Annotated in this window: 18 protein-coding genes; 6 read left to right on the top strand and 12 right to left on the bottom strand. The window is 40.1% G+C overall.

All coding sequences use genetic code 11. The features are described from left to right. Positions 1–96: 96 nt before the first annotated feature. A complete protein-coding gene (locus ABN702_RS22845; protein ID WP_417898865.1) occupies positions 97–1,821 on the bottom strand; it encodes a cell wall-binding repeat-containing protein in 1,725 nt (574 codons plus the stop codon). A 263-nt stretch (positions 1,822–2,084) separates the two neighbouring features. On the opposite strand from ABN702_RS22845, the gene ABN702_RS22840 reads away from it, so the two are divergent. After that, complete coding sequence (locus ABN702_RS22840) at positions 2,085–2,438, top strand: hypothetical protein (RefSeq protein WP_417898864.1); 354 nt, start codon at positions 2,085–2,087, stop codon at positions 2,436–2,438. A gap of 42 nt (positions 2,439–2,480) precedes the next feature. Here ABN702_RS22840 and ABN702_RS22835 read toward each other — a convergent pair whose 3' ends face one another. Next, positions 2,481–3,296, bottom strand: coding sequence for an SGNH/GDSL hydrolase family protein (locus tag ABN702_RS22835; RefSeq protein ID WP_417898863.1), 816 nt, complete (start codon positions 3,294–3,296; stop codon positions 2,481–2,483). Positions 3,297–3,504: 208 nt separating this feature from the next. Here ABN702_RS22835 and ABN702_RS22830 point away from each other — a divergent pair, with 208 nt between their 5' ends. Then, complete coding sequence (locus ABN702_RS22830) at positions 3,505–4,452, top strand: LytR family transcriptional regulator (RefSeq protein ID WP_417898862.1); 948 nt, start codon at positions 3,505–3,507, stop codon at positions 4,450–4,452. 47 nt (positions 4,453–4,499) lie between these two features. Here the strand turns inward: ABN702_RS22830 and ABN702_RS22825 are convergent, their stop codons facing one another. The 7 genes from ABN702_RS22825 to ABN702_RS22795 form a co-directional block, all read right to left on the bottom strand. Beyond that, complete coding sequence (locus tag ABN702_RS22825; protein ID WP_417898861.1) at positions 4,500–5,267, bottom strand: tyrosine-protein phosphatase; 768 nt, start codon at positions 5,265–5,267, stop codon at positions 4,500–4,502. A gap of 94 nt (positions 5,268–5,361) precedes the next feature. Then, complete coding sequence (locus ABN702_RS22820; RefSeq protein WP_417898860.1) at positions 5,362–6,051, bottom strand: CpsD/CapB family tyrosine-protein kinase; 690 nt, start codon at positions 6,049–6,051, stop codon at positions 5,362–5,364. Next, positions 6,044–6,790: a YveK family protein gene (locus ABN702_RS22815; protein ID WP_417898859.1), complete on the bottom strand. Its 747-nt coding sequence runs from the start codon at positions 6,788–6,790 to the stop codon at positions 6,044–6,046. The genes ABN702_RS22820 and ABN702_RS22815 overlap by 8 nt, the downstream gene beginning before the upstream one ends. A gap of 239 nt (positions 6,791–7,029) precedes the next feature. Beyond that, positions 7,030–7,788, bottom strand: a complete 759-nt coding sequence (locus tag ABN702_RS22810) for a tyrosine-protein phosphatase (RefSeq protein WP_417898858.1) — start codon at positions 7,786–7,788, stop codon at positions 7,030–7,032. Between the two features lie 268 nt (positions 7,789–8,056). Beyond that, positions 8,057–8,668, bottom strand: coding sequence for a class D sortase (locus ABN702_RS22805; protein ID WP_417898857.1), 612 nt, complete (start codon positions 8,666–8,668; stop codon positions 8,057–8,059). 245 nt (positions 8,669–8,913) lie between these two features. After that, positions 8,914–9,231 (bottom strand): hypothetical protein, encoded by a 318-nt coding sequence (locus ABN702_RS22800; RefSeq protein ID WP_417898856.1) that lies wholly within the window; start codon positions 9,229–9,231, stop codon positions 8,914–8,916. A 180-nt stretch (positions 9,232–9,411) separates the two neighbouring features. Next, a complete protein-coding gene (locus ABN702_RS22795; protein ID WP_417898855.1) occupies positions 9,412–10,200 on the bottom strand; it encodes an N-acetylmuramoyl-L-alanine amidase in 789 nt (262 codons plus the stop codon). 211 nt (positions 10,201–10,411) lie between these two features. Between ABN702_RS22795 and ABN702_RS22790 the strand changes: the two genes are divergently transcribed. The 3 genes from ABN702_RS22790 (at position 10,412) to ABN702_RS22780 (ending at position 15,607) form a co-directional block, all read left to right on the top strand. Then, the gene (locus tag ABN702_RS22790) at positions 10,412–10,969 is read left to right on the top strand and encodes a BsuPI-related putative proteinase inhibitor (protein WP_417898854.1); all 558 of its coding nucleotides are present in this window, start codon (positions 10,412–10,414) and stop codon (positions 10,967–10,969) included. Positions 10,970–11,256: 287 nt separating this feature from the next. Next, positions 11,257–12,807 (top strand): hypothetical protein, encoded by a 1,551-nt coding sequence (locus ABN702_RS22785; protein WP_417898853.1) that lies wholly within the window; start codon positions 11,257–11,259, stop codon positions 12,805–12,807. Beyond that, positions 12,800–15,607, top strand: a complete 2,808-nt coding sequence (locus ABN702_RS22780) for a DEAD/DEAH box helicase (RefSeq protein ID WP_417898852.1) — start codon at positions 12,800–12,802, stop codon at positions 15,605–15,607. The genes ABN702_RS22785 and ABN702_RS22780 overlap by 8 nt, the downstream gene beginning before the upstream one ends. Before the next feature lie 134 nt (positions 15,608–15,741). On the opposite strand, the gene ABN702_RS22775 is transcribed toward ABN702_RS22780, so the two are convergent. The 3 genes from ABN702_RS22775 to ssb form a co-directional block, all read right to left on the bottom strand. Continuing rightward, the gene (locus ABN702_RS22775; protein WP_417898851.1) at positions 15,742–16,260 is read right to left on the bottom strand and encodes a VanZ family protein; all 519 of its coding nucleotides are present in this window, start codon (positions 16,258–16,260) and stop codon (positions 15,742–15,744) included. Between the two features lie 60 nt (positions 16,261–16,320). Continuing rightward, a complete protein-coding gene (locus tag ABN702_RS22770; RefSeq protein ID WP_417898850.1) occupies positions 16,321–16,782 on the bottom strand; it encodes a hypothetical protein in 462 nt (153 codons plus the stop codon). Positions 16,783–17,239: 457 nt separating this feature from the next. Continuing rightward, positions 17,240–17,623 carry a single-stranded DNA-binding protein gene (gene ssb, locus ABN702_RS22765; RefSeq protein ID WP_417898849.1) on the bottom strand — a complete coding sequence of 128 codons (384 nt, stop codon included), beginning with the start codon at positions 17,621–17,623 and terminating at the stop codon, positions 17,240–17,242. Positions 17,624–18,101: 478 nt separating this feature from the next. Here ssb and ABN702_RS22760 point away from each other — a divergent pair, with 478 nt between their 5' ends. Beyond that, complete coding sequence (locus ABN702_RS22760) at positions 18,102–18,530, top strand: YwpF family protein (RefSeq protein ID WP_417898848.1); 429 nt, start codon at positions 18,102–18,104, stop codon at positions 18,528–18,530. Positions 18,531–18,690: the final 160 nt, after the last annotated feature.

The following is an 18,690-nucleotide window of genomic DNA, read 5'->3' as shown; positions in this document are numbered from 1 at the left end:
CATAACCATTCGTGACAACTACAGTTGAGAAGCTCTTACCCATTTTATTTGCAATAAGTTTAGCTGTTTCAAAACGAGTAGTTCCTGCAATTCTTTCTACTTCAATTCCCAGATCACGGATAATTTTTCCACTCCAGGAGTTATAGCACTGCTACCACCAAGAATAATTATTTTCTTTGCATCAAGTCTTAGAAGTTCCTGTTTTGTTTCCTCTACTAATTCATTGCTTTTAGTTAGTAGTATCGGAGCATTAAGTTGGTATGCTAGTGGTGTACCAGCAAGAGCATCAGGAAAATTGTCCCCTCTTGCCAAGACAACCACTTCAGACTTGTCCCAACCAGCTCTGGAAATACTGACAGCAGTAGCATACCGGTTCACACCAGAAATTCTCATATTCTCCAAATAGCTTGAAGCAATATAATATGTTTCATTTGAATGCATATCTTTTACGGGATACCATACAAAGTGGTTTGAATTATTAGTGCCTGCCTGATAAGCTCCAACTATTTGCAAAGCTTCTCCAGCTAAGGTTTTTCTAACTTCAGTTCCTTCTGGACTTGTTCTTAAACGCACTCCACTTTCTGTTGCCTTCACAATATCCCCATTATTGAATAAGTGTTTAGAAGTTTGATATGGCCCATTAACATGATAGTGAGGTTTTCTGAATTGCAAGGAGCCTGAATTTGTATAATAAATATCATCTCTTAATAGCTGTACCGGAAATGCTGTCGTTACCATTTGCGAGTATCTTTCAATGTGACTGTAAATAACATCTTGGTAAGTATTATTTGGGTAGTACTGTGGATCATTACGTCTTGAAATCCCATTATACGCCATAATCGCAAAATACCAATCTTCCATTATCTGCATGTCATTTCCGTTTATTTGCGGTATTCTACCCCAGTTACTGTAAGTCCACTTATCTTTTAATATTCTAATACCCTCTTGTATATTATATACAATATCCGTTTTCAACCTTACAGCTCTATCCGCTGTCATATTAGGCTCAGTAATCTGCATGATTCCAATGCCGCCATCAAATGAAACGATCGGGTCGCCCTTCTCCCAAGTCCCATTGGGATCGTCATTTGTTCTGTATTGTCTCCATGAGCTTTCCTGCCACGCTATCGCTTTTATTATTTCAGGAGGAATACCTGCTTTAAGCGCCTCTTGAGTTAGTAAATTGTTTAATTCTGAAGTAGTCGGGTTTTCCCCTTTTAAATCATCTTCAGCCCCTGTTGATTGAAAGGAGAAGAGTTCTTGTGGAGAAGAATTCATTTTGACATTCGCTTTTATTCCTTGTTCTGTTAAGGAAATAGTCCCCTCATCATTCTGGACGTATAGATCCTTCAAAAAGTTATTACTTTCAAGATGGTTTCCATTGCTGTCTAGATATGTCACTTCTATTCTGTTTTCTACCATATCGATCGAACCTGCTTGATAATCATTGGATAAAAAAACGCGTTTCATTTCATCATCAATTAGCTCAAAAATTACAAAACGTGTGAAACTTCCAGTTCCACTTATTGTATTTTCAAGCAGAAAATAATGCTTCTCATCTTTTATCCATGTGTAAACTTTTGTAACTCCTGCAAATTCATCTACCCACTCTTCTATTAAACTATCATTGGAATAAATGCTCACAGAAGAGTTTTCACCGTTCGAAATATTTATTTTATAGTTTCCAAAGACTACCGTGTTATCACCGATAGGATTTATTTGATGTTTTTGAACATCCATTTCGGCAAAGCCTTTGTCTACAGCCATTAATAACATAAGCACTAAACAAAACTTTACAGCAACAATACATTTTTGAATCAAAAGTTTTCCTCCTTTAATGATGAGTGACAATTATTTCATTACAATTTCAATATTACCAAAAAAATGACACGAGCATGAATAGGTAATTTGTCTAATATTTCATTAATATGTAACTTTTAATAGATTTTTGTAGTGGAAGTTTTTGGAATGAGGTCTACAGAGATATAAATTTCATTTTTCAAAGGAATAATTTAGCATATTTTTCAGATTAGTTGGGTAGTATTTAAATAATGAAGTAGATAGATTACTAAGGGGAATTATTAATGGAGTTTGCAAAAAAAGTCTTTCCGGCCATCAAGCGTCCTTCCATAAGATTCAAAAAAGAAAGATATGCAACCTTTTTCGAAACGTATTGGCTACATACTATTTTATTCACCTGCATCTCTTCAACTGCTCTCGGAATTCCAGCATTCGTTTTTAAATTCGGCTATGATAACGGAATTCCCCTCTTCTATTTGTTAGCTCTATTAATCGCATTGCCGTGGTTTTTGGTACCATCTCTCTATCTTCTCTATATAGGAGATAATTCAAAACGCGCAAAAGGATCATCTTACTCGATGATTGGTATTTTAATCGCTTCTTTTTTCACATGGATAATCTGTCTTTTTCAGCTATAAAAAAACTCCAGTGTAATCTTCATGCACTGGAGTCTTTTTCTATTATTCTTGCTTGGTTGCAATAAATAAGTCCGTAATATATTCAGCCCAAACTTCATGTCCTTTTTCATTAGGTGCAATGCTGGCACTATCATATAAAATATAATCTTTTATTTCTTCAGATTGATAATCCGGCCAATTCTTCCAATGATCAATAAAAGTATGTCCTTCATTTTCAGCTAGGGTTTTTAACTGCTCCACTTCCAACGGATAAAAAGTGGCATTATAAATTGGGTGGGCTGGCTGCAAGAAGATATATGCCTCTTTATTCACTGCCTTAAAATCTTCAATAATCGTCTGAATATTCACTAGGGTATCGTCGATAGTTACAGCACCATTATCATTTAACATAAATGGTTCCAAAATTATGATATCCGTATTTTGTTTTACAGCTTCCATATGTAATTCATCACTTACTACCATTTCTGTGGTGACATTCTGAATATCAAATACAGTAATGTTTACCATTTCTCCATACGTTTCATTCATCTTCTCTTTAAAAATGTCCGGCCAGATACGGTCTCCCATTGTATTGGCTTCTGAACCTACAATAACAATCTCAACCGTATCGTCTGTTTCTTTTGCGACAATAAGCTTGGATGCTGCTTCAGCTGGTAAAGAAGATGTCATTTCTTCAATAGAAATATCCTTCGTTTCCATTGTTTTTTCATCGGTTTTCGGATCCTTATCGTTTTCTATGTTTGTAGTTGCAATAACTTCCTCAGTTGATACTGTAGCGATTTTTTGCTTCCAGTGTATACTTCCGAAGACAATCGCCACCACACAGCTTAAGGCTACTATTACAGTTAATATTCTCATATAAATCACCTCTTCATTTAATATACTATTATTATCCAAAACTTCAATACATCTCCGGAAAATTCTACTAAAATATCTTTCTCTATATGTAATAAATATACATTACATATATTTTTCTACAATTTATGTTACGATTGTAGTTGTATTGGATTATATAAAAACCTATAATCAATGATAGTAACGATTAAAGAAAAAGGAAGAGGACTTCATGTTAAAAAAGAAATGGTTTGTTATATTAATTAGTATTTTAAGTGTTAGTGCCATTGGTGTTGGTGTTTTTGCTTTTACCGTATATAAATCATTGGAGGATACTGCCGCTTCTATGCATACACCTCTTGATCGAACTGCATCTGAAAAAAGGCCAAAAGAAGTAGATTTTAAGAAAAAAGACCCACTATCCTTTTTAATTCTTGGTGTAGATGAAAGACCTGGTGACCGTGGACGTTCTGATTCCATGATTGTTTTAACGGTGAATCCTAATGATAAATCCATGCAAATGGTTAGTATACCCCGTGATACAAGAACAGAAATTATCGGAAAAGGCTTTGATGATAAAATAAATCATGCCTATGCATTTGGCGGTCCTGAAATGTCTATCGCGACCGTAGAAAATTTCTTGGATATTCCAATTGACTATTTTGTCCAAGTAAATATGGAAAGCTTTAAAGATATCGTCGATGCAGTTGGTGGAGTAACGGTAGAAAACAACTTGGTATTTAGTCATAGTGGATTTGACTTCACAAAAGGAACATTGGATTTAGACGGAGAAAAAGCTTTAGCATATTCACGTATGCGCTATGATGATCCTCGCGGTGATTTTGGACGTCAACAACGTCAAAGAGAAATCATTCAAGGTGTAATTAATAAAGGTGCTTCCATCTCATCGGTGACAAAATTCGATGATATTCTAGAAATTTTAGGAAACAACGTAAAAACCAACTTGACTTTTGACGAAATGGTTGACATTCAAGCAAATTATAAAGAGGCAAGACACGAGCTCCAGCAGCACCAGATCTCAGGCCAAGGTCAAATGATCAGTAACGGAACTCAAGATATTTACTATCTTATTGTTACAGAAGAAGAAAGAATGAAGCTTTCTAATCAACTTAAAAAACATTTATCCATCGAAGGCGAATCGGTGGCAAAAAATCAATAGAAAACGGAAAAGACTACCCTTATTATTTAATGGGGTAGTCTTTTCAATTAAAATATACCTAAAAACTTTTTCTTTTTTATTCGTTCTGGAGGATCGATCATCAACCCTTCACCATTTACCAGATACTCAGCATTTTCCATAAAGTAATACCTCATGCTACTGCCAAAATCGTTATCTATTAAAGTGAAAGCCTTCTGCATATTAAAGTTTCTCGTTTTTAGTCCATGTGCATCAGAGGCAATGAAATGCGTTTGGTTCGATTCAATTAATTCATAGGAAAACTTCTTAATTTTCTTCCCGAACCCACCGACTAAGCTAGTAGCTGTCACTTGGGTGCAAACCCCTTTTTTCACTAGATTGTAAAGGACCTCTGGATTTTCGATTATCTCGGAATTACGTTCTGGATGCACAATGATTGGTGTGATGCCTTGAAGTTGAATATCATAAAGTAGTTGTTGAGTATATCTTGGTACATGATTGGAAGGTAGTTCCACAAATAGATATTTCCCAGTATTATTTAATGTGAGAATTTCTCCGCGGTCATAATCCTCTAAAATCTCTCCATAAATTCTCGTCTCTTGTCCAGGCAGAATGGTTAAATCAATTTGTCTGCTTTCAAGAACTGAGTTTAATTGAGTAACATATTTATATATCTCTTCTTTTGTATTATTGTATTTACCGTTTTTATGGTGGGGAGTTGCAATAATATGAGTAATACCTTCTTTTACAGCCTGATTTGCCATTTCTACACTTTCCGTTAAATGCTTTGCACCATCATCTATATTAGGAATGATATGACAATGAATATCTATCATGTTAGTACCTCCCTGCATCCTAGGTCTTTATTCCTGATTAACTACCTTTAATAGTATCATAGAAAAATAAAAAAAGGAAAGATAGTCAAGACGACTATTTTTCCCCATAGTAATAGTAATAATTTCCTTCTTTAAGCTTTTTATTGTTAAGCACTACACCAATAACATTTGCATTTGCCTTTTCTAAAAGCTCTTTTCCTTTAAGTGCATTTTCATTTTCAGTCTTGCCGCTTGATACCACTAAAATAGTCCCATCACATTTATTAGCCAAAATCTGCGCATCTGTTACTGCCAATACAGGTGGTGTATCAAACAGAACTACATCAAACTCTTCTTTTAATTCATCCAACAAATCTCTCATCATTTTTGAACCAAGTAATTCTGCCGGATTTGGAGGAATCGGGCCACTTGGAAGTATGAATAAATTAGGAATCTTGGATTTGAATACAGCTTCTTTTAATGTTAATTGCCTAGTTAATACATTGGTAAGGCCCGTTGTATTTTGTAAGCGAAAAGTATAATGAACGGTAGGTTTTCTTAAATCCGCATCAATTAAAAGTACTTGTTTACCTTGTTGGGCAAATACCGTAGCCAAGTTAGCTACAGTAGTAGATTTTCCTTCTCCAGGGCCTGTTGACGTAACCATCAGCGTACGGATTTGACGATCAATTTGAGAGAACTCAATGTTTGTTCGAATCGTACGATATTGCTCCGAAATTGGTGATTTCGGGTTAGTCATCGCAATCAAACTTCTCATTAATGATGCTTGTTTTTTCTTAGCCAACTGACTCACTCCTTACAGAACCGCGCTTTTCTCTCGTTGCAGGCATTCCACGTTGGTCGTTTTCTGTCATAACAGGAATAGCACCTAATACTGGTAAGTCCAATAGTTTCTCTATATCTTGCTCTGTCTTAATTGTGTTATCCAAATATTCTAGAAGGAACGCGATTCCTACTCCAGCCATTAAGCCAACTACAAAAGCAATAGCCATATTTAAAGCTGGTCTAGGTTTTACAGGTGAAGGGTCTTCAGCTAATTGGGCAGCTGCAAGAACACTCACGTTGTCAACATTCATAATATTCGTTAATTCACTTTGGAAAACATTAGCCAATGTATTCGCAATGTTGACCGCCATAGCTGGATCTTCATCCTGCACAGTAATGGACAATACCTGGGAGTTCTGCTCGCTTGAAACTTGGATTTGATTGTTTAATGCACCTGTAGAACGTTCTAAGTTTAATTCTTCTTGTACTAGTTCCAAAATCCTTGGACTCTTAATAATGACATTGTACGTATTAATTAATTCTATATTTGTTCTAATATCATTAACATTGTACATATTTTGCTCATTATTGCTGGATTGGTTGACTAATAGCTGGGTTGAAGTTTGATAAATTGGCGTAAGTAAGAAAAAACTCACTACCCCACTGACAGTAGTTGCAATTAACGTAATAATAACAATGAGAGAAAGACGTTTTTTCAACGTTTGAAATAACTCCCTTAAGCTGATCGTCTCTTCCATTTGAACCTCCAAAATTTAATTTAAATACATATAGTATCTAGTTTCCTTGACATACAATTGATATTATATAAGAGTTGTCACCATATATCTACATTTTCTTACAAAAAAGTAAGTAGATTTCTGTTTCTATCTTACAATTGAAATCAAAGAAGGATTCGATTGAATGCTTTTTACTCTTGATGGAATCCTTTAGCCAATTAAAAAAAGGCACCTTATTGTGCCCCCTCATCTTCCATATCCTATTTAAAAATACCGAACAGTTTTTTCCTTTTCACTCTACTTGGAACTTCTTTGATAACGGAATTTCCTTCGACCACTAATTCTGCATTCTCTAGAAGAATTTCTTTTATATCTGATCCGAAACCTTTTTCAATAGTGGAATACGCTTCTTGCAACAAAAAAGAACTGCTTTTTTTGTCATGGGCATCTGATGCAATAAAATGAGCCAAATTGGAATCTATTAATTCACTAACAAACCTCTTGACCTTTTTCCCATTATTACCAATCACACTTCCTGCATTTAGTTGCACACATGCACCCTTTTTCACCAATTGATAAAGCTTGTCTGGTGATTCCATTAGTTCTATATTCATTTCCGGATGAGCAATGATAGGGGTTAAACCTTTCATTTGGATATCATAAAGGAGTTGTTCTGTATAGTGAGGTACATGACTAGCTTCAAAGCTGAGAAAGATAAATTTGTTTGCATTGTTAATTGTCAGCATTTGTCCATTTTCATATTTACTCATAAAATCATCTGAAATTGGACACTCTTGACCGGGTAAAACAGTTAAATGAATGGACTCATTTTTTAACCTCTCATTTAGAACATTGACTTTTTCTAATATATCTTGAATAGAACCCTGTGAAATAGCAGGAGTCGCCACTATTATTTCTATACCTTGTGACACTGCTGTTCGGGCCATTTCGATACATTCGGTCATATGTTTAGCTCCATCATCCATAGACGGGAGTATGTGACAATTCAAATCTATCATACAGAACCTCCTGTTAGTACTTTTGCACCATACAACTATAGTATATGTTAACAAAATAATAATATTCTGTGAATAGCCTTTTTTTGTCGTTTTTAAAAGGAATTTGTAAGATAATTTCTTTATTACTTCACTATTGTGTCTTAAAGTTTCATTACTCAGTTTTTACTTTATATGGAACCATCTTAAGGCTTTTTCCCTAATTTTGTTTTCTAAAACATTTACTGTGAAGAAAATAAAAAAGAACACCCATAAAGGTGTCCTCTTCTCATTATAAAACCGGCTTCGCATACACGATGTATCTCTCAGGCGCCCGCCCAGTTAAGGTGAACGGATAGCAGGTTGTCAGGATCAATTCTTCTTTTTCTTTCTGCAGGGTAATGATGCTTGTATCGTCTTTGTCGACAATTTTTGTTTCATAGATTTCATACATGTAATCCCCATAAGGCAGGGAAACCACAAACTTATCCCCCAGTTCCAATTCCCCCAGACGCAGGAATACGGTGTCGCGATGGCCGGAGAAGACGATCTGTCCGAGCTCCCCTGGATAGGATGCACCACGGTAGTGACCTACTCCCTTTTCCAATTCATCGGGATCCGTTCCTTCTACAATCGGCAGCTGCGCTTCAAACCTCGGAATCTGCAAGATGCCTACTACATCACCAACAGCCGGGTCCCAATCTTCGGGCTTGGTCGGCCACTCTCTGTCCTTTTCCGAACTAGGAGCTGTTTCCTTCTCCTGATCTCCGGAAGTCAGCGCCACCGCATCTTGAAGGGCAGCTTCCGTTTTACGATCTAACGTCCACTTCTCATACAATCCATACCCGATAAACGAAATCCCTCCTATAATAAACAAGAGGGCCAGAATCATCCCTTTTCTCACTATCCACTCTTCTCCTTTTCATGTCGGACCAACACCCCGAAAAGTGCATGCAACATATTTTCTATCTTCATTATATAGACATGGATTATTCATTTCCATATTAATTACATTGGATAAAACGTTTTACTGAATATGAATTTGGACATAAAAAAATCGCCTGCACCGTATAGTATGTAAATAGCCACTAGTGCAAACGATTTCATATGTACTATTTTACACAAAAATCAGAAAACTTCAATGTTTATTTATAGTATCCCATTAAAAATTCCCGACATCCTTTGCATAACCATCGGTAAGAACGCTGCTAAAAGATGTGTGGCAATCAGTGTATAGTGGTAAAATCTCTGCTTTGCCATCCGGAACACCAACGGAATGACGACCAAAAAGATTCCTGTTACGCTGATCAAGGAATAAATCAGTGTCCCTTTCTCTTCCCCATATGTAACCAGCAAATAGAAGAAACCAACAATACTGATATTATAAATTAATAATAGCAAAGACAATGCAAAGCAAACGAAATTGATAATAGCCTTTGTTTTTGGTCCGATTTTGATTTTCCCCATGAGTGCTGCCTCCTTTCTCTCTTTCTAGCAAGTTTTCTATTAATTTCGCTAAATGGGGACAAATTTCCTGTTTTTATTACAAATGAAATTATTTTTATATGACAATTTTATTAGAAGTACCATAACTGACAGGGTACTCACGAAAGGGTGGAGCGCTTTTCCCAACTGCCACCCCATATCCTATGCACTAATAAACGTCGAATATCCCTGCTTGCGCAATTGTTCTGCCAGACGGTCGGCATTTTCCTTTTGTGAAAATGCGCCAACTTGGACCTTATACAGTCCCTGTTCTAGAAAAGCAAAGGTGCTATAGCCTTTGCGATCCAATTCTTTTGCTAGGTTATCTGCATTTTCCTTTGCCTTGAATGCGCCAACTTGGACCTTATAGGAATTGGTTGATGGGAGACCTGTCGTATTCAGCTCCAGATTGAAGTGTTCCGCAATACCTTCTGCAATGGCACGGGCACATGTTTCCCGATAGCTATCCGTCCTTAATAGCTGCGCTTCTTGGTAATAGGTCATATACCCGCATTCACACAGAATAGACGCCATGTTCGTCTCTCTTAAAACATGGAAATCTGCTGATTTGATCCCTCTATCTCTTCTGCCAGTTTCCTGTATCAGCCTTTTATGAACCGAATTTGCCAGAAGATCGGAGTTTGGGGAAGCAACTGTCGGTGTATATGTCTCGATCCCATTTACCGTGTTCCAACCCCCTGCCCCATAAGCATTGGCATGTATGGAAACAAATGCATCAGCCCCCCAGCTATTTGCACGATCTGTACGCTCCTGCAAAGGGACATCCCGGTCGTCCGAATGAGTAAATAGAACTTCGGCATTTTGATACCTTGACAGCTCCTGTCTGGCAAATTCCGCTACAACACGATTAAATTCGTACTCTTTCATTCCATCTGGTGTACGTTTTCCTGGTGTGTTATATCCATGACCGGCATCTAACACAATCTTCATCCCTTCCACCTCATTCATATTGGTTTCTTTGTACTAGTATGATATGCACACACTGTCATTAATTGACTAAACAAGGCACCTGCCCCATCCACCCCTGTAACCTTTTATATTATTTTGCGTCTAACCTTACAAAGAGACGTATGGGTCATAACACGGTTTGATAGAGTAGGAAACAAGGTATATCCCAGAATGAAATAGCACAGATGGAGGAATGATGATGAAGAGAATCGCACTTTTACTCACAATGTCCCTTCTTTTGGCCGCATGCGGTACAGCCCAGGAGAACAACACGGCTACTGAGGCACCAGACGAAACGACAAACAGTTCAGATGGAAATAATGAGGAAAATAAGACAGGCAGCCCAGGAGGAGAAAGCGGCTTGAAGAAACCGGATAGAAATAAGGAAGTAAAGGGAGAAGACCCGAACAAGCAGAAACTCTCCAGCACGTTGGAACAAAAGGACAGCTCTTTCGTCTTTACAGTAGAAAATGATACTGGCAAAGACGCGGAAATAACATTTTCCTCTGGCCAGGAATATGATTATATGGTGTACGATTCAGAAGGTAAGCTAGTCAAGAAGTTATCGGAAGGAATGATGTACACGCAAGCAATCAAGGAAGAAGTCATTGCCCCCGGGGAAACGGTTTCCTATTCTGCATCCTTTGAAGAAGTAGCCTCCGGTCTGGCTAAAGGAGAATACACCATCGAGTTCGTCTTCACAGAACAAAATTTCCAAGCGTCCGCCAAAGAAGCATTTAACGTGGAATAAGAAGGGAAGTTTTCCCCAAGGTTGTAACTCCTTGTTAAAAAACCTATAATGGAATAAGAAGATTTTACCGTAAAAGTGCGTGTTCAAAAAGGAGGATAAAAAGAGCAAAGAAGTTCGAGGAAGCGAAGTCTCGAGCACCGCAGCGTATGGTTTGTATACGCGAGGAGCACAGAGACAAGCTGACGAAGAAATTCGAAGCTATTTTTACCGGACTTTTTGAACATCAACTAAAAGAAAGGTCTACATATGATAAGTAGGCCTTTTATTCGTTTTGGATGGTGACAAAAATGGAGCAGTTTGCAACTTGGTTAATCAATACATATCCGCTGTCAGAGGAAAAGAACCGTGTACTTCTAAAAGGCGCCCTGCAGCTTTTCCGGCAAGGAAACGTGATAAATGCCCTTGAAGAGGGTTCTGGCATTACAGGGAAGGTGCAGGATAATGGCCACCGCCATGTACTGCTGGATATGGACATCCATGAATTGAGCAGGTGTTCATGTGGATCTGTTTCACTTTGCATCCATCAGCTCGCAACCTTTCTAGCTTTTTGGTCACAGACAAGAACCATCGCATCGCTCATTGAAAAATGGAAGGAAGCTACCCCTCATACCGCATCCGAACCGCTCCCCCTTTTCCAAAAGAAGAAAGTGGATAGCTATTCAGATACATCTCTTACAAGCTGGCTGGACTTTGTGGAGCATCAGCATGATCAATATAAGCGTTCCATCCCTTCAACCAGAACGTATTTGACCGGTCTGACACATGCATTCTTTCCAAAGCTCCGTTTATTGGCACCCAAAAAGGCTGAAATTCGCCCGCTCTTCCTCCTGCACGCCTCTCTCTTTTGCATGCAAGAGGTGATGAAAAACTATGATTCTTCTCAGCCTTATCAATATATAGTTGATATCCTGCACCGTTTCGTGGATGAAGTCGAGGAGGAAGCGAAAGGATTATTTCATAGTGCGATTGCATTCCAGCTCGACTCCTTGTTGAAGGAAAGCAGGGAGTTGATCCGACACATGCTCCTGCAGCAGGAAGAGCCTTTTATTCGTGAGGTTTTCTATTGCTTTCAGTTCATGTGGAATGACGTGTTTCAACGCAGAAACTGGATGTCATCCGAATTGAAAGAGCTGGAAGACGACCTGACCCTGCAAGCCGAATTAGCAAAAACACATCTCCTTTTCCTTCAAAAAAAGGACGATGAAGCACTGCATATAGTAAAGAAGCATTCCAATCGGTACGCTCCTTATGTGTTCAATTGGCTTCAGGCACTAGCGAGCTCTAAGGCAAAGGACCGATTGGATATTTGGCTGCAAACCGCATTGCCTATCGTTACCAGCTATATCCATGATGAGCCGACCTATGACCGCAAACGACAGCTCACAAAGCACCTTTTGAAACTTTTGACGGACTACGCACTGGAAACAAAGCATGATGCCATGTACATCGAGGCGATGAAGAGCTTGATGCCCTATAGCTATGGCGAATACGAGTGGTACCTTTTCGAAACGAAAAAATTTCGGAAGTGGGTGGAGCTCCAGCTTTGGATGGGGTTTGAACTAAGCGGTCTCGAGGCATATAAGATCAAGACAATCAAAAAAGCCGATCCGTACGCCCTCTTTCCCCTCTATCATATTGCCATTCAGCAGGCGATCGGCCAGCGGAACAAGAGCTCCTACAAGGAAGCAACAAGTTTATTAAAGGCTCTGCACTCTTTATATAAAAAGGAAAAACTCGAAGATGTCTGGGTGGAGTATATTTCTCAGATAAAAGAAGGAACCAAACGACTCCGCTCCTTCCAAGAAGAACTGAAAAAAGGAAGATTCACATATGATTAATGGATCATTATCCGCCAACTCGATATACGATGAAAAAACGAACAGGTTTTTCCTATATGTGCAGCTGAAATCATCTGTACTGCCGCCTTCGCGTTTCATCCCGCTGTTATTCACCTGGCATGAAGGCTCTTTTTTTGGTTCCTTTTTCCAGGAGTCCGCTTTTCAGGGGAAAACGGGTATCTTCATTTCTCCAGCGGATGCATTGGAGCTTTTTGCAAACAATACGGAGAATTCTTTTCTGCAGCTTGAATGGTGTGACCAATCGGAGCTGTATCGTCTATTGGCACCAACCGTTTCATCCATTTTCAATCAGAAAGCATTTCAGCCTGATTTTTCCGAGTGGCAGAACGACAGGCTTTCCTTTTCTTTGACGGATGAAGGAAACAAACTGGTCCAGGAAAATCCGCTTCTCCCCTCCTATAGGGAAAAAATAGAAGAGTGGATTGGATCAATCATGAAGGACTGGATAAAAAATGAGAAGACCGAGACATTGCGCTCCTATTGGGCGGAGTACTCTAATTCAGCCTCTCTTCTTTCCTATGACAGCCACACCAATTATCTGGATGAAGAGGATTGGCTTAAGGATATTGGATGGTTGAAGGACACCACGCCATTCTCAGTCGGCTTGCGATTATTGGAACCGGAGGAAGCCTATGCGGACTGGAGACTGGAGACCCTCCTAAAAGATAAAAAGACGGAGGAATTATACGTCTGGGAGCAGGATAAACTTCCCGCCTCTTATAAAAAGTTCAAAAAAGAAGTCGAGCGCAGCTTTAAGAAGTGGCAGCGTGTCACTCCTTCCCTATTTTCCAATGGTCAGATCCGAGAGGCCTTAACCGAAGAGGATGCATGGCGATTCCTGGTGGACGGCAGTGAAAGACTGCTCGAAATCGGCAGCTTTATCCTGCTTCCATCATGGTGGCAGGCTGTAAAAGATTCCCGACTGAAAATCAAAGCTCGGGTAAACAGCTCCAAAAAAGGATCTTCCCATTCCACCTCCTTTGTCGGCCTGCAATCACTTGTCAATTTCGAGTGGCGTTTCTCCACCAGGAACACGGAGCTGACAGAAGAGGAGTTCCTGGCATTGGTGGAGCAGAACCGTCGCATTGTTCAAATCAAAGGGGAATGGGTCGTTTTAGATCCTCAATTTATTGAAGAAATAAAACTTATGATGAAGCAGGCGGAAGAAACCGGGATCCGTATCGAGGATCTTCTGAAAAGCCACGCCTCCAACCACTTTGACGAGCATCAGGAGGGAACGGGAAGCTACTCCATGAGTGAAATCACCTATGAGATGACTGGTCCGCTTCAGAACCTGGTCGAGCAGCTCTATCAAGGAAAAGCGCTTCCTGATTTTGAAGCTCCATCAACCTTCAAAGGGGAACTGCGCCCATACCAGGAGCAAGGCGCCGCCTGGCTACTGTTTTTGAGAAAGCATGGATTTGGAGCATGCCTGGCAGATGATATGGGACTCGGAAAAACGATTCAGCTTATCGCCTACTTCCTTGCGTGCAAGGAGCTCGAGGATAATCAAGAGCGTGAACCGGTTCTGATCATCTGTCCGACCTCTGTTCTAGGGAACTGGCAGAAGGAGTTGGAAAAGTTCGCTCCAAGCCTGAACGTCATGCTGTACTACGGAACAAACCGAAATAAGGGCGACAGCTTTTTGGATTCGATAAAAGGAGCAGACGTCGTACTGACTTCCTATGCAATATCTCATTTGGATGAAGAAGAACTATCCAATGTTCGTTGGAGCACCGTTTGCCTCGACGAAGCGCAGAACATCAAGAATGCCGATACGAAGCAATCTCAGGCAGTTCGGAATCTGCAAGGTCTTCACCATATCGCCCTGACAGGTACGCCAATGGAAAACCGCTTGTCCGAGCTATGGGCGATCTTTGATTTTATTAATCCTGGATACCTCGGATCATTAGGAGCCTTTCATAAGCAATTTGTTCTTCCTATTGAAAAAGATCAGGATAAACGCAAAATCCAGCAGCTGCAGATGCTCATCCAGCCTTTCCTGCTCCGTCGAACCAAGCAGGATGAGCAGGTGGCACTCAACCTGCCGGAGAAGCAGGAGCAGAAGGAATACTGCCCGTTGACCATCGAACAGGCATCCATCTACGAACAGCTTGTGAAAGAAACGTTGGAAAAAGTGGAGTCCTTGGGTGGCATCCAGCGCAGAGGTCTCGTGCTGAAGATGCTAGGTCAGCTGAAGCAGGTTTGCGACCACCCTTCCCTTTATTTAAAAGAGGAAGAGCCGACCAACCTGATGATGCGCTCCACGAAAATGGAGAAGCTGGTGGAGCTCGTGGAACAGATTCGTCTGCGCAACGAAAGCTGCCTTATTTTTACCCAGTACATCGCAATGGGGAATATGATTATTGAAGCCATTGAGAAAGCACTTGGTGAAAGAGGTAGATTTTTAAATGGCAGTGTCGTGAAGAAGGACCGTGATAATCTCATCACCTCCTTCCAGAACGGGGAGTTCCATGTGCTGGTTCTCTCCTTGAAGGCAGGCGGAACAGGACTGAACCTCACAGCCGCCAATCACGTCATCCACTATGACCGCTGGTGGAACCCGGCAGTGGAAAACCAGGCAACAGACCGTGCGTACCGGATCGGTCAGAACCGCTTCGTCCATGTCCATAAGTTCATTGCAACCGGGACACTGGAAGAAAAGATAGATGCCATGATCGAATCCAAACAGGCACTGAACAACCAGATCATTACGAGCGAAGGCTGGATTACCGAGCTTAGCAACGAAGATCTGAAGGAACTTCTGACATTACGTTAAAGCTCTTTTCTAAGAGTTTGTTGCTTTTGGCCGTAAAAAAGAGCACGAATATGAGTAATATTACGGGCTTTAATTGTATTCGAAAAAGCAACAATTTATGCGAAAACAGCCAATGTTAAAAAAACGCGAGTCATTCACATCGAATGACTCGCGCTTTTTCTTATGGATGAGGCTTTGGAAGTGATGTAGCCCGCTGTTATCCCGACCAGCCCTCCGGTACAATCAAGCCACACATCTATCCAGCGGCCGCTCCTGTCAGGATGAAGGTACTGAAGATACTCGTCCAGCATGGAAATGAAAAGCACCATGCAGCAGCTCAACAGGAACACCCGCCTTCTCCGATTATGTAAGAAACTGCGGAAGTAACGGACAATGACGAACCCTAGCATAAAATAAAAGAACAGGTGGGCAGCCTTTCGGAATAGAAATTCCACAAGAGCATAACCTCCACTCGTTTCCACACTGATTACACTCCCATCAAAGTTCAGCTGAAATCCCTTCAGCCACACCAAAAGGCTTTCCTCCGGCACCAGCAATCTCAGATATGGCCTGATATCCTGGGACGCATAGGACATGGAGGAAAGGTGAAATAGAAGCACCGTCCATCCGATTGCAAGGAAGAGATAATAGTATTTTCTTCTTTTTAAAAACATAGGATCACCACTATTCGATTCAATAGTAACGGTGTGTCCTATTTTTCATCTATCTATACGCTACTGATGCATACTTCTCACCCTCGGAAGGGAAAGAAAACTGCTTTTTCCTTTGTGCTTGATGGAAATTCTCTTTAGAAGGCTGATAATAAGTGGTTCGTCAAGTTCCTGAGGATCGTCAAACCGGATGAAAGCTCTGCGGTGTTCTTGCCAGACATAGGAGGAAATTTCTATGGAGCTTGTTTCAAGATATACTTTTATGGATATGATCTGCATATCTTCCGTTGAACGGAATTGTATTTCTACTGCTTGATGGTTATTTGTGACAATACTTCTGACATCGCAATCATCACATTCATGACTCTCCCTATCACAGAGCTGCAAGGCATCATAGAAAGAAAAACCATGACTTGCGTAAGAATAGGTAGGCTCCTTAATATAAATAAAATAATTCTCCTGATTATGAATCGGATTCTTTACCCTTTGAAGAAATGCAATACTGTATAAATGGAACTCTACCATTTTCTCACTCCCCTATTCCTACATAATTGGTTCACTTCTATTATTTCGTTTTTTTCCAAATATGGAAACCTTTTTATAACTTTATCAATTACAAAAAACCGATGACGAAGTACTTGAGGTAGTCGATTATTTAAAAAAGAATCCAAAATTCAAGAAATCTCTACATATGTATACAAAACTGAATGTCAAATACAAAAAAACCATAGAAAAGAACTTTCGAACTCTCGTTGAAGACCTTTCCTGAAAAGAGCCAACCCGAAACAGGTTGGCACAAATATTGGAGAGCAGGGAGGACATTTTCTCTGTGAAGATTCTAAGAGGGCTTATCCAGGTTAATAAGCAAAAGAAAAAGGCAGCTTGTTTCGAAAAGTTGCCTTTTATTAGAAAGGCTAAAGCATCATGGGAGGGGTTCCCTATTGCTTAATGGTTAACAATTCAACATTAGCGAAAGAGATGGTTAAAATGGCAGCTCCACTTTTTCCAATTCTTTTTGCACTGTTTTTTCCACCTTTACTGCAGGCGGCTTCCGTTCCAAAAATCGCACATTATCTGCGACCACATCCGTTACAAACACCGTCGTACCGTTCTGACCTTCGTATTTCCTCGTCTGGATCCTTCCGGTAATTCCGATTAAAGCACCTTTTCTGCAATAGTTGGCTGTTGTCTCTGCCAGCTTTCTCCACACGGTGCAGGATACAAAATCCGCCTCCACCACACCATCCTGGTTTTTGAAATTTCGGTTTACCGCGAGATGAAAGCTTGCCAATGCCGTTCCATCACTCGTATACCTCAGTTCTGGATCCTTCGTCAATCGCCCAACGAGAATAACTTGATTAATCACGTTCCTTCCCTCCTTTTTCGTATTCTTGTCTCTTGCTCCGTAATCATAACTGCAAGAGGGGATACTGGTAAAATGGAGGTTATTAATTTTTTCATAAGGTTTTGAGTCGAAAATGGTCGTTTCCCGTAATCAAAATCACATTTCGTATAGCACTCTCTTCTTAATAGATGAAATTTCATCATGGGAGAGATTTTTTAGAGAGACACTTTTCGGTGTGGAATTTAAAAACTTTAAAACCGTGAGTGGATTGCAGCGGAAGGCAATTGACTCCTGCGGGAGACAGCGCTTAGATGGAGACCCCACAGGCGCAGCCGAGGAGGCTCTCAAGCCCCGCGGAAAGCAATTGCCTGCAGCGGAAATCCACGGGCAAAATTTTCACAACAAATCAAATTAATGGGAACGTATCTTTCCGAACCAATATGATATAATAAAACCAAATTGGTACAGGCACGACAATAACACCCGCTGGAGGGAAAGTATGAAAACGTTCAAACTTGTTGCATTGTCCATCGTACACGGGGAAAACGTTGAAAAGTTAGACTTACAAGACGGATTGATCATCAATAGAGAATACGGCAAGGAAAACTGGCTCATTGAAGCCCTTCTTCCAAAGGAAAATCCGGAAAAATATCAATCCATATTAGAAAATAAACAAACTGTTCATGTCCAAGCTACCATCTCCAAACCAACCAATGATCCCGCTTCATTCGAAGCTGTTATCAGGAACGTGGCTGTGATGGACGAGCGTATGAGCATCCTCTTTGAAGGAGAACTGTTCCGCCGCAACAATAACTATCCGGAAAAGCTCTTGGAATCATTGGTGGAGAGCGGCTTTAACGGGGATGAACTATTGCAGGCTTTCAAGGAGAAAATCAATGAGAAGCCTGTATTGCAGAAGTCAAAATAATAAGCCGACCTTTGGTGGTTGGCTTTTTTATTTTGTGGCGGTGAGATTACTTTGTTTGGCATGACGCGCGATATTTGTCGTTTATTGACTTTTTGCACGCAAATGATGCGTTTTTTTGCGCAAATCAGGATTTTTCATCGTAAACCACGATTTTTGTGCG

This window comes from Bacillus haimaensis (assembly GCF_048270625.1).
Classification (GTDB): Bacteria; Bacillota; Bacilli; order Bacillales; family Bacillaceae_I; genus Sutcliffiella_A; species Sutcliffiella_A haimaensis.
The sequence above is the reverse complement of the archived record's forward strand: the minus strand, read 5'-3'. Positions and strand labels throughout refer to the sequence as shown.

Coding starts and splice junctions, on each gene's coding strand:
- ABN702_RS22840 (WP_417898864.1), top strand. CDS start 2,085: ATGGAGTTTGCAAAAAAAGTCTTTCCGGCCATCAAGCGTCCTTCCATA.
- ABN702_RS22835 (WP_417898863.1), bottom strand. CDS start 3,296: ATGAGAATATTAACTGTAATAGTAGCCTTAAGCTGTGTGGTGGCGATT.
- ABN702_RS22830 (WP_417898862.1), top strand. CDS start 3,505: ATGTTAAAAAAGAAATGGTTTGTTATATTAATTAGTATTTTAAGTGTT.
- ABN702_RS22825 (WP_417898861.1), bottom strand. CDS start 5,267: ATGATAGATATTCATTGTCATATCATTCCTAATATAGATGATGGTGCA.
- ABN702_RS22815 (WP_417898859.1), bottom strand. CDS start 6,790: ATGGAAGAGACGATCAGCTTAAGGGAGTTATTTCAAACGTTGAAAAAA.
- ABN702_RS22810 (WP_417898858.1), bottom strand. CDS start 7,788: ATGATAGATTTGAATTGTCACATACTCCCGTCTATGGATGATGGAGCT.
- ABN702_RS22800 (WP_417898856.1), bottom strand. CDS start 9,231: ATGGGGAAAATCAAAATCGGACCAAAAACAAAGGCTATTATCAATTTC.
- ABN702_RS22795 (WP_417898855.1), bottom strand. CDS start 10,200: ATGAAGATTGTGTTAGATGCCGGTCATGGATATAACACACCAGGAAAA.
- ABN702_RS22790 (WP_417898854.1), top strand. CDS start 10,412: ATGATGATGAAGAGAATCGCACTTTTACTCACAATGTCCCTTCTTTTG.
- ABN702_RS22785 (WP_417898853.1), top strand. CDS start 11,257: ATGGAGCAGTTTGCAACTTGGTTAATCAATACATATCCGCTGTCAGAG.
- ABN702_RS22780 (WP_417898852.1), top strand. CDS start 12,800: ATGATTAATGGATCATTATCCGCCAACTCGATATACGATGAAAAAACG.
- ABN702_RS22775 (WP_417898851.1), bottom strand. CDS start 16,260: ATGTTTTTAAAAAGAAGAAAATACTATTATCTCTTCCTTGCAATCGGA.
- ABN702_RS22770 (WP_417898850.1), bottom strand. CDS start 16,782: ATGGTAGAGTTCCATTTATACAGTATTGCATTTCTTCAAAGGGTAAAG.
- ABN702_RS22760 (WP_417898848.1), top strand. CDS start 18,102: ATGAAAACGTTCAAACTTGTTGCATTGTCCATCGTACACGGGGAAAAC.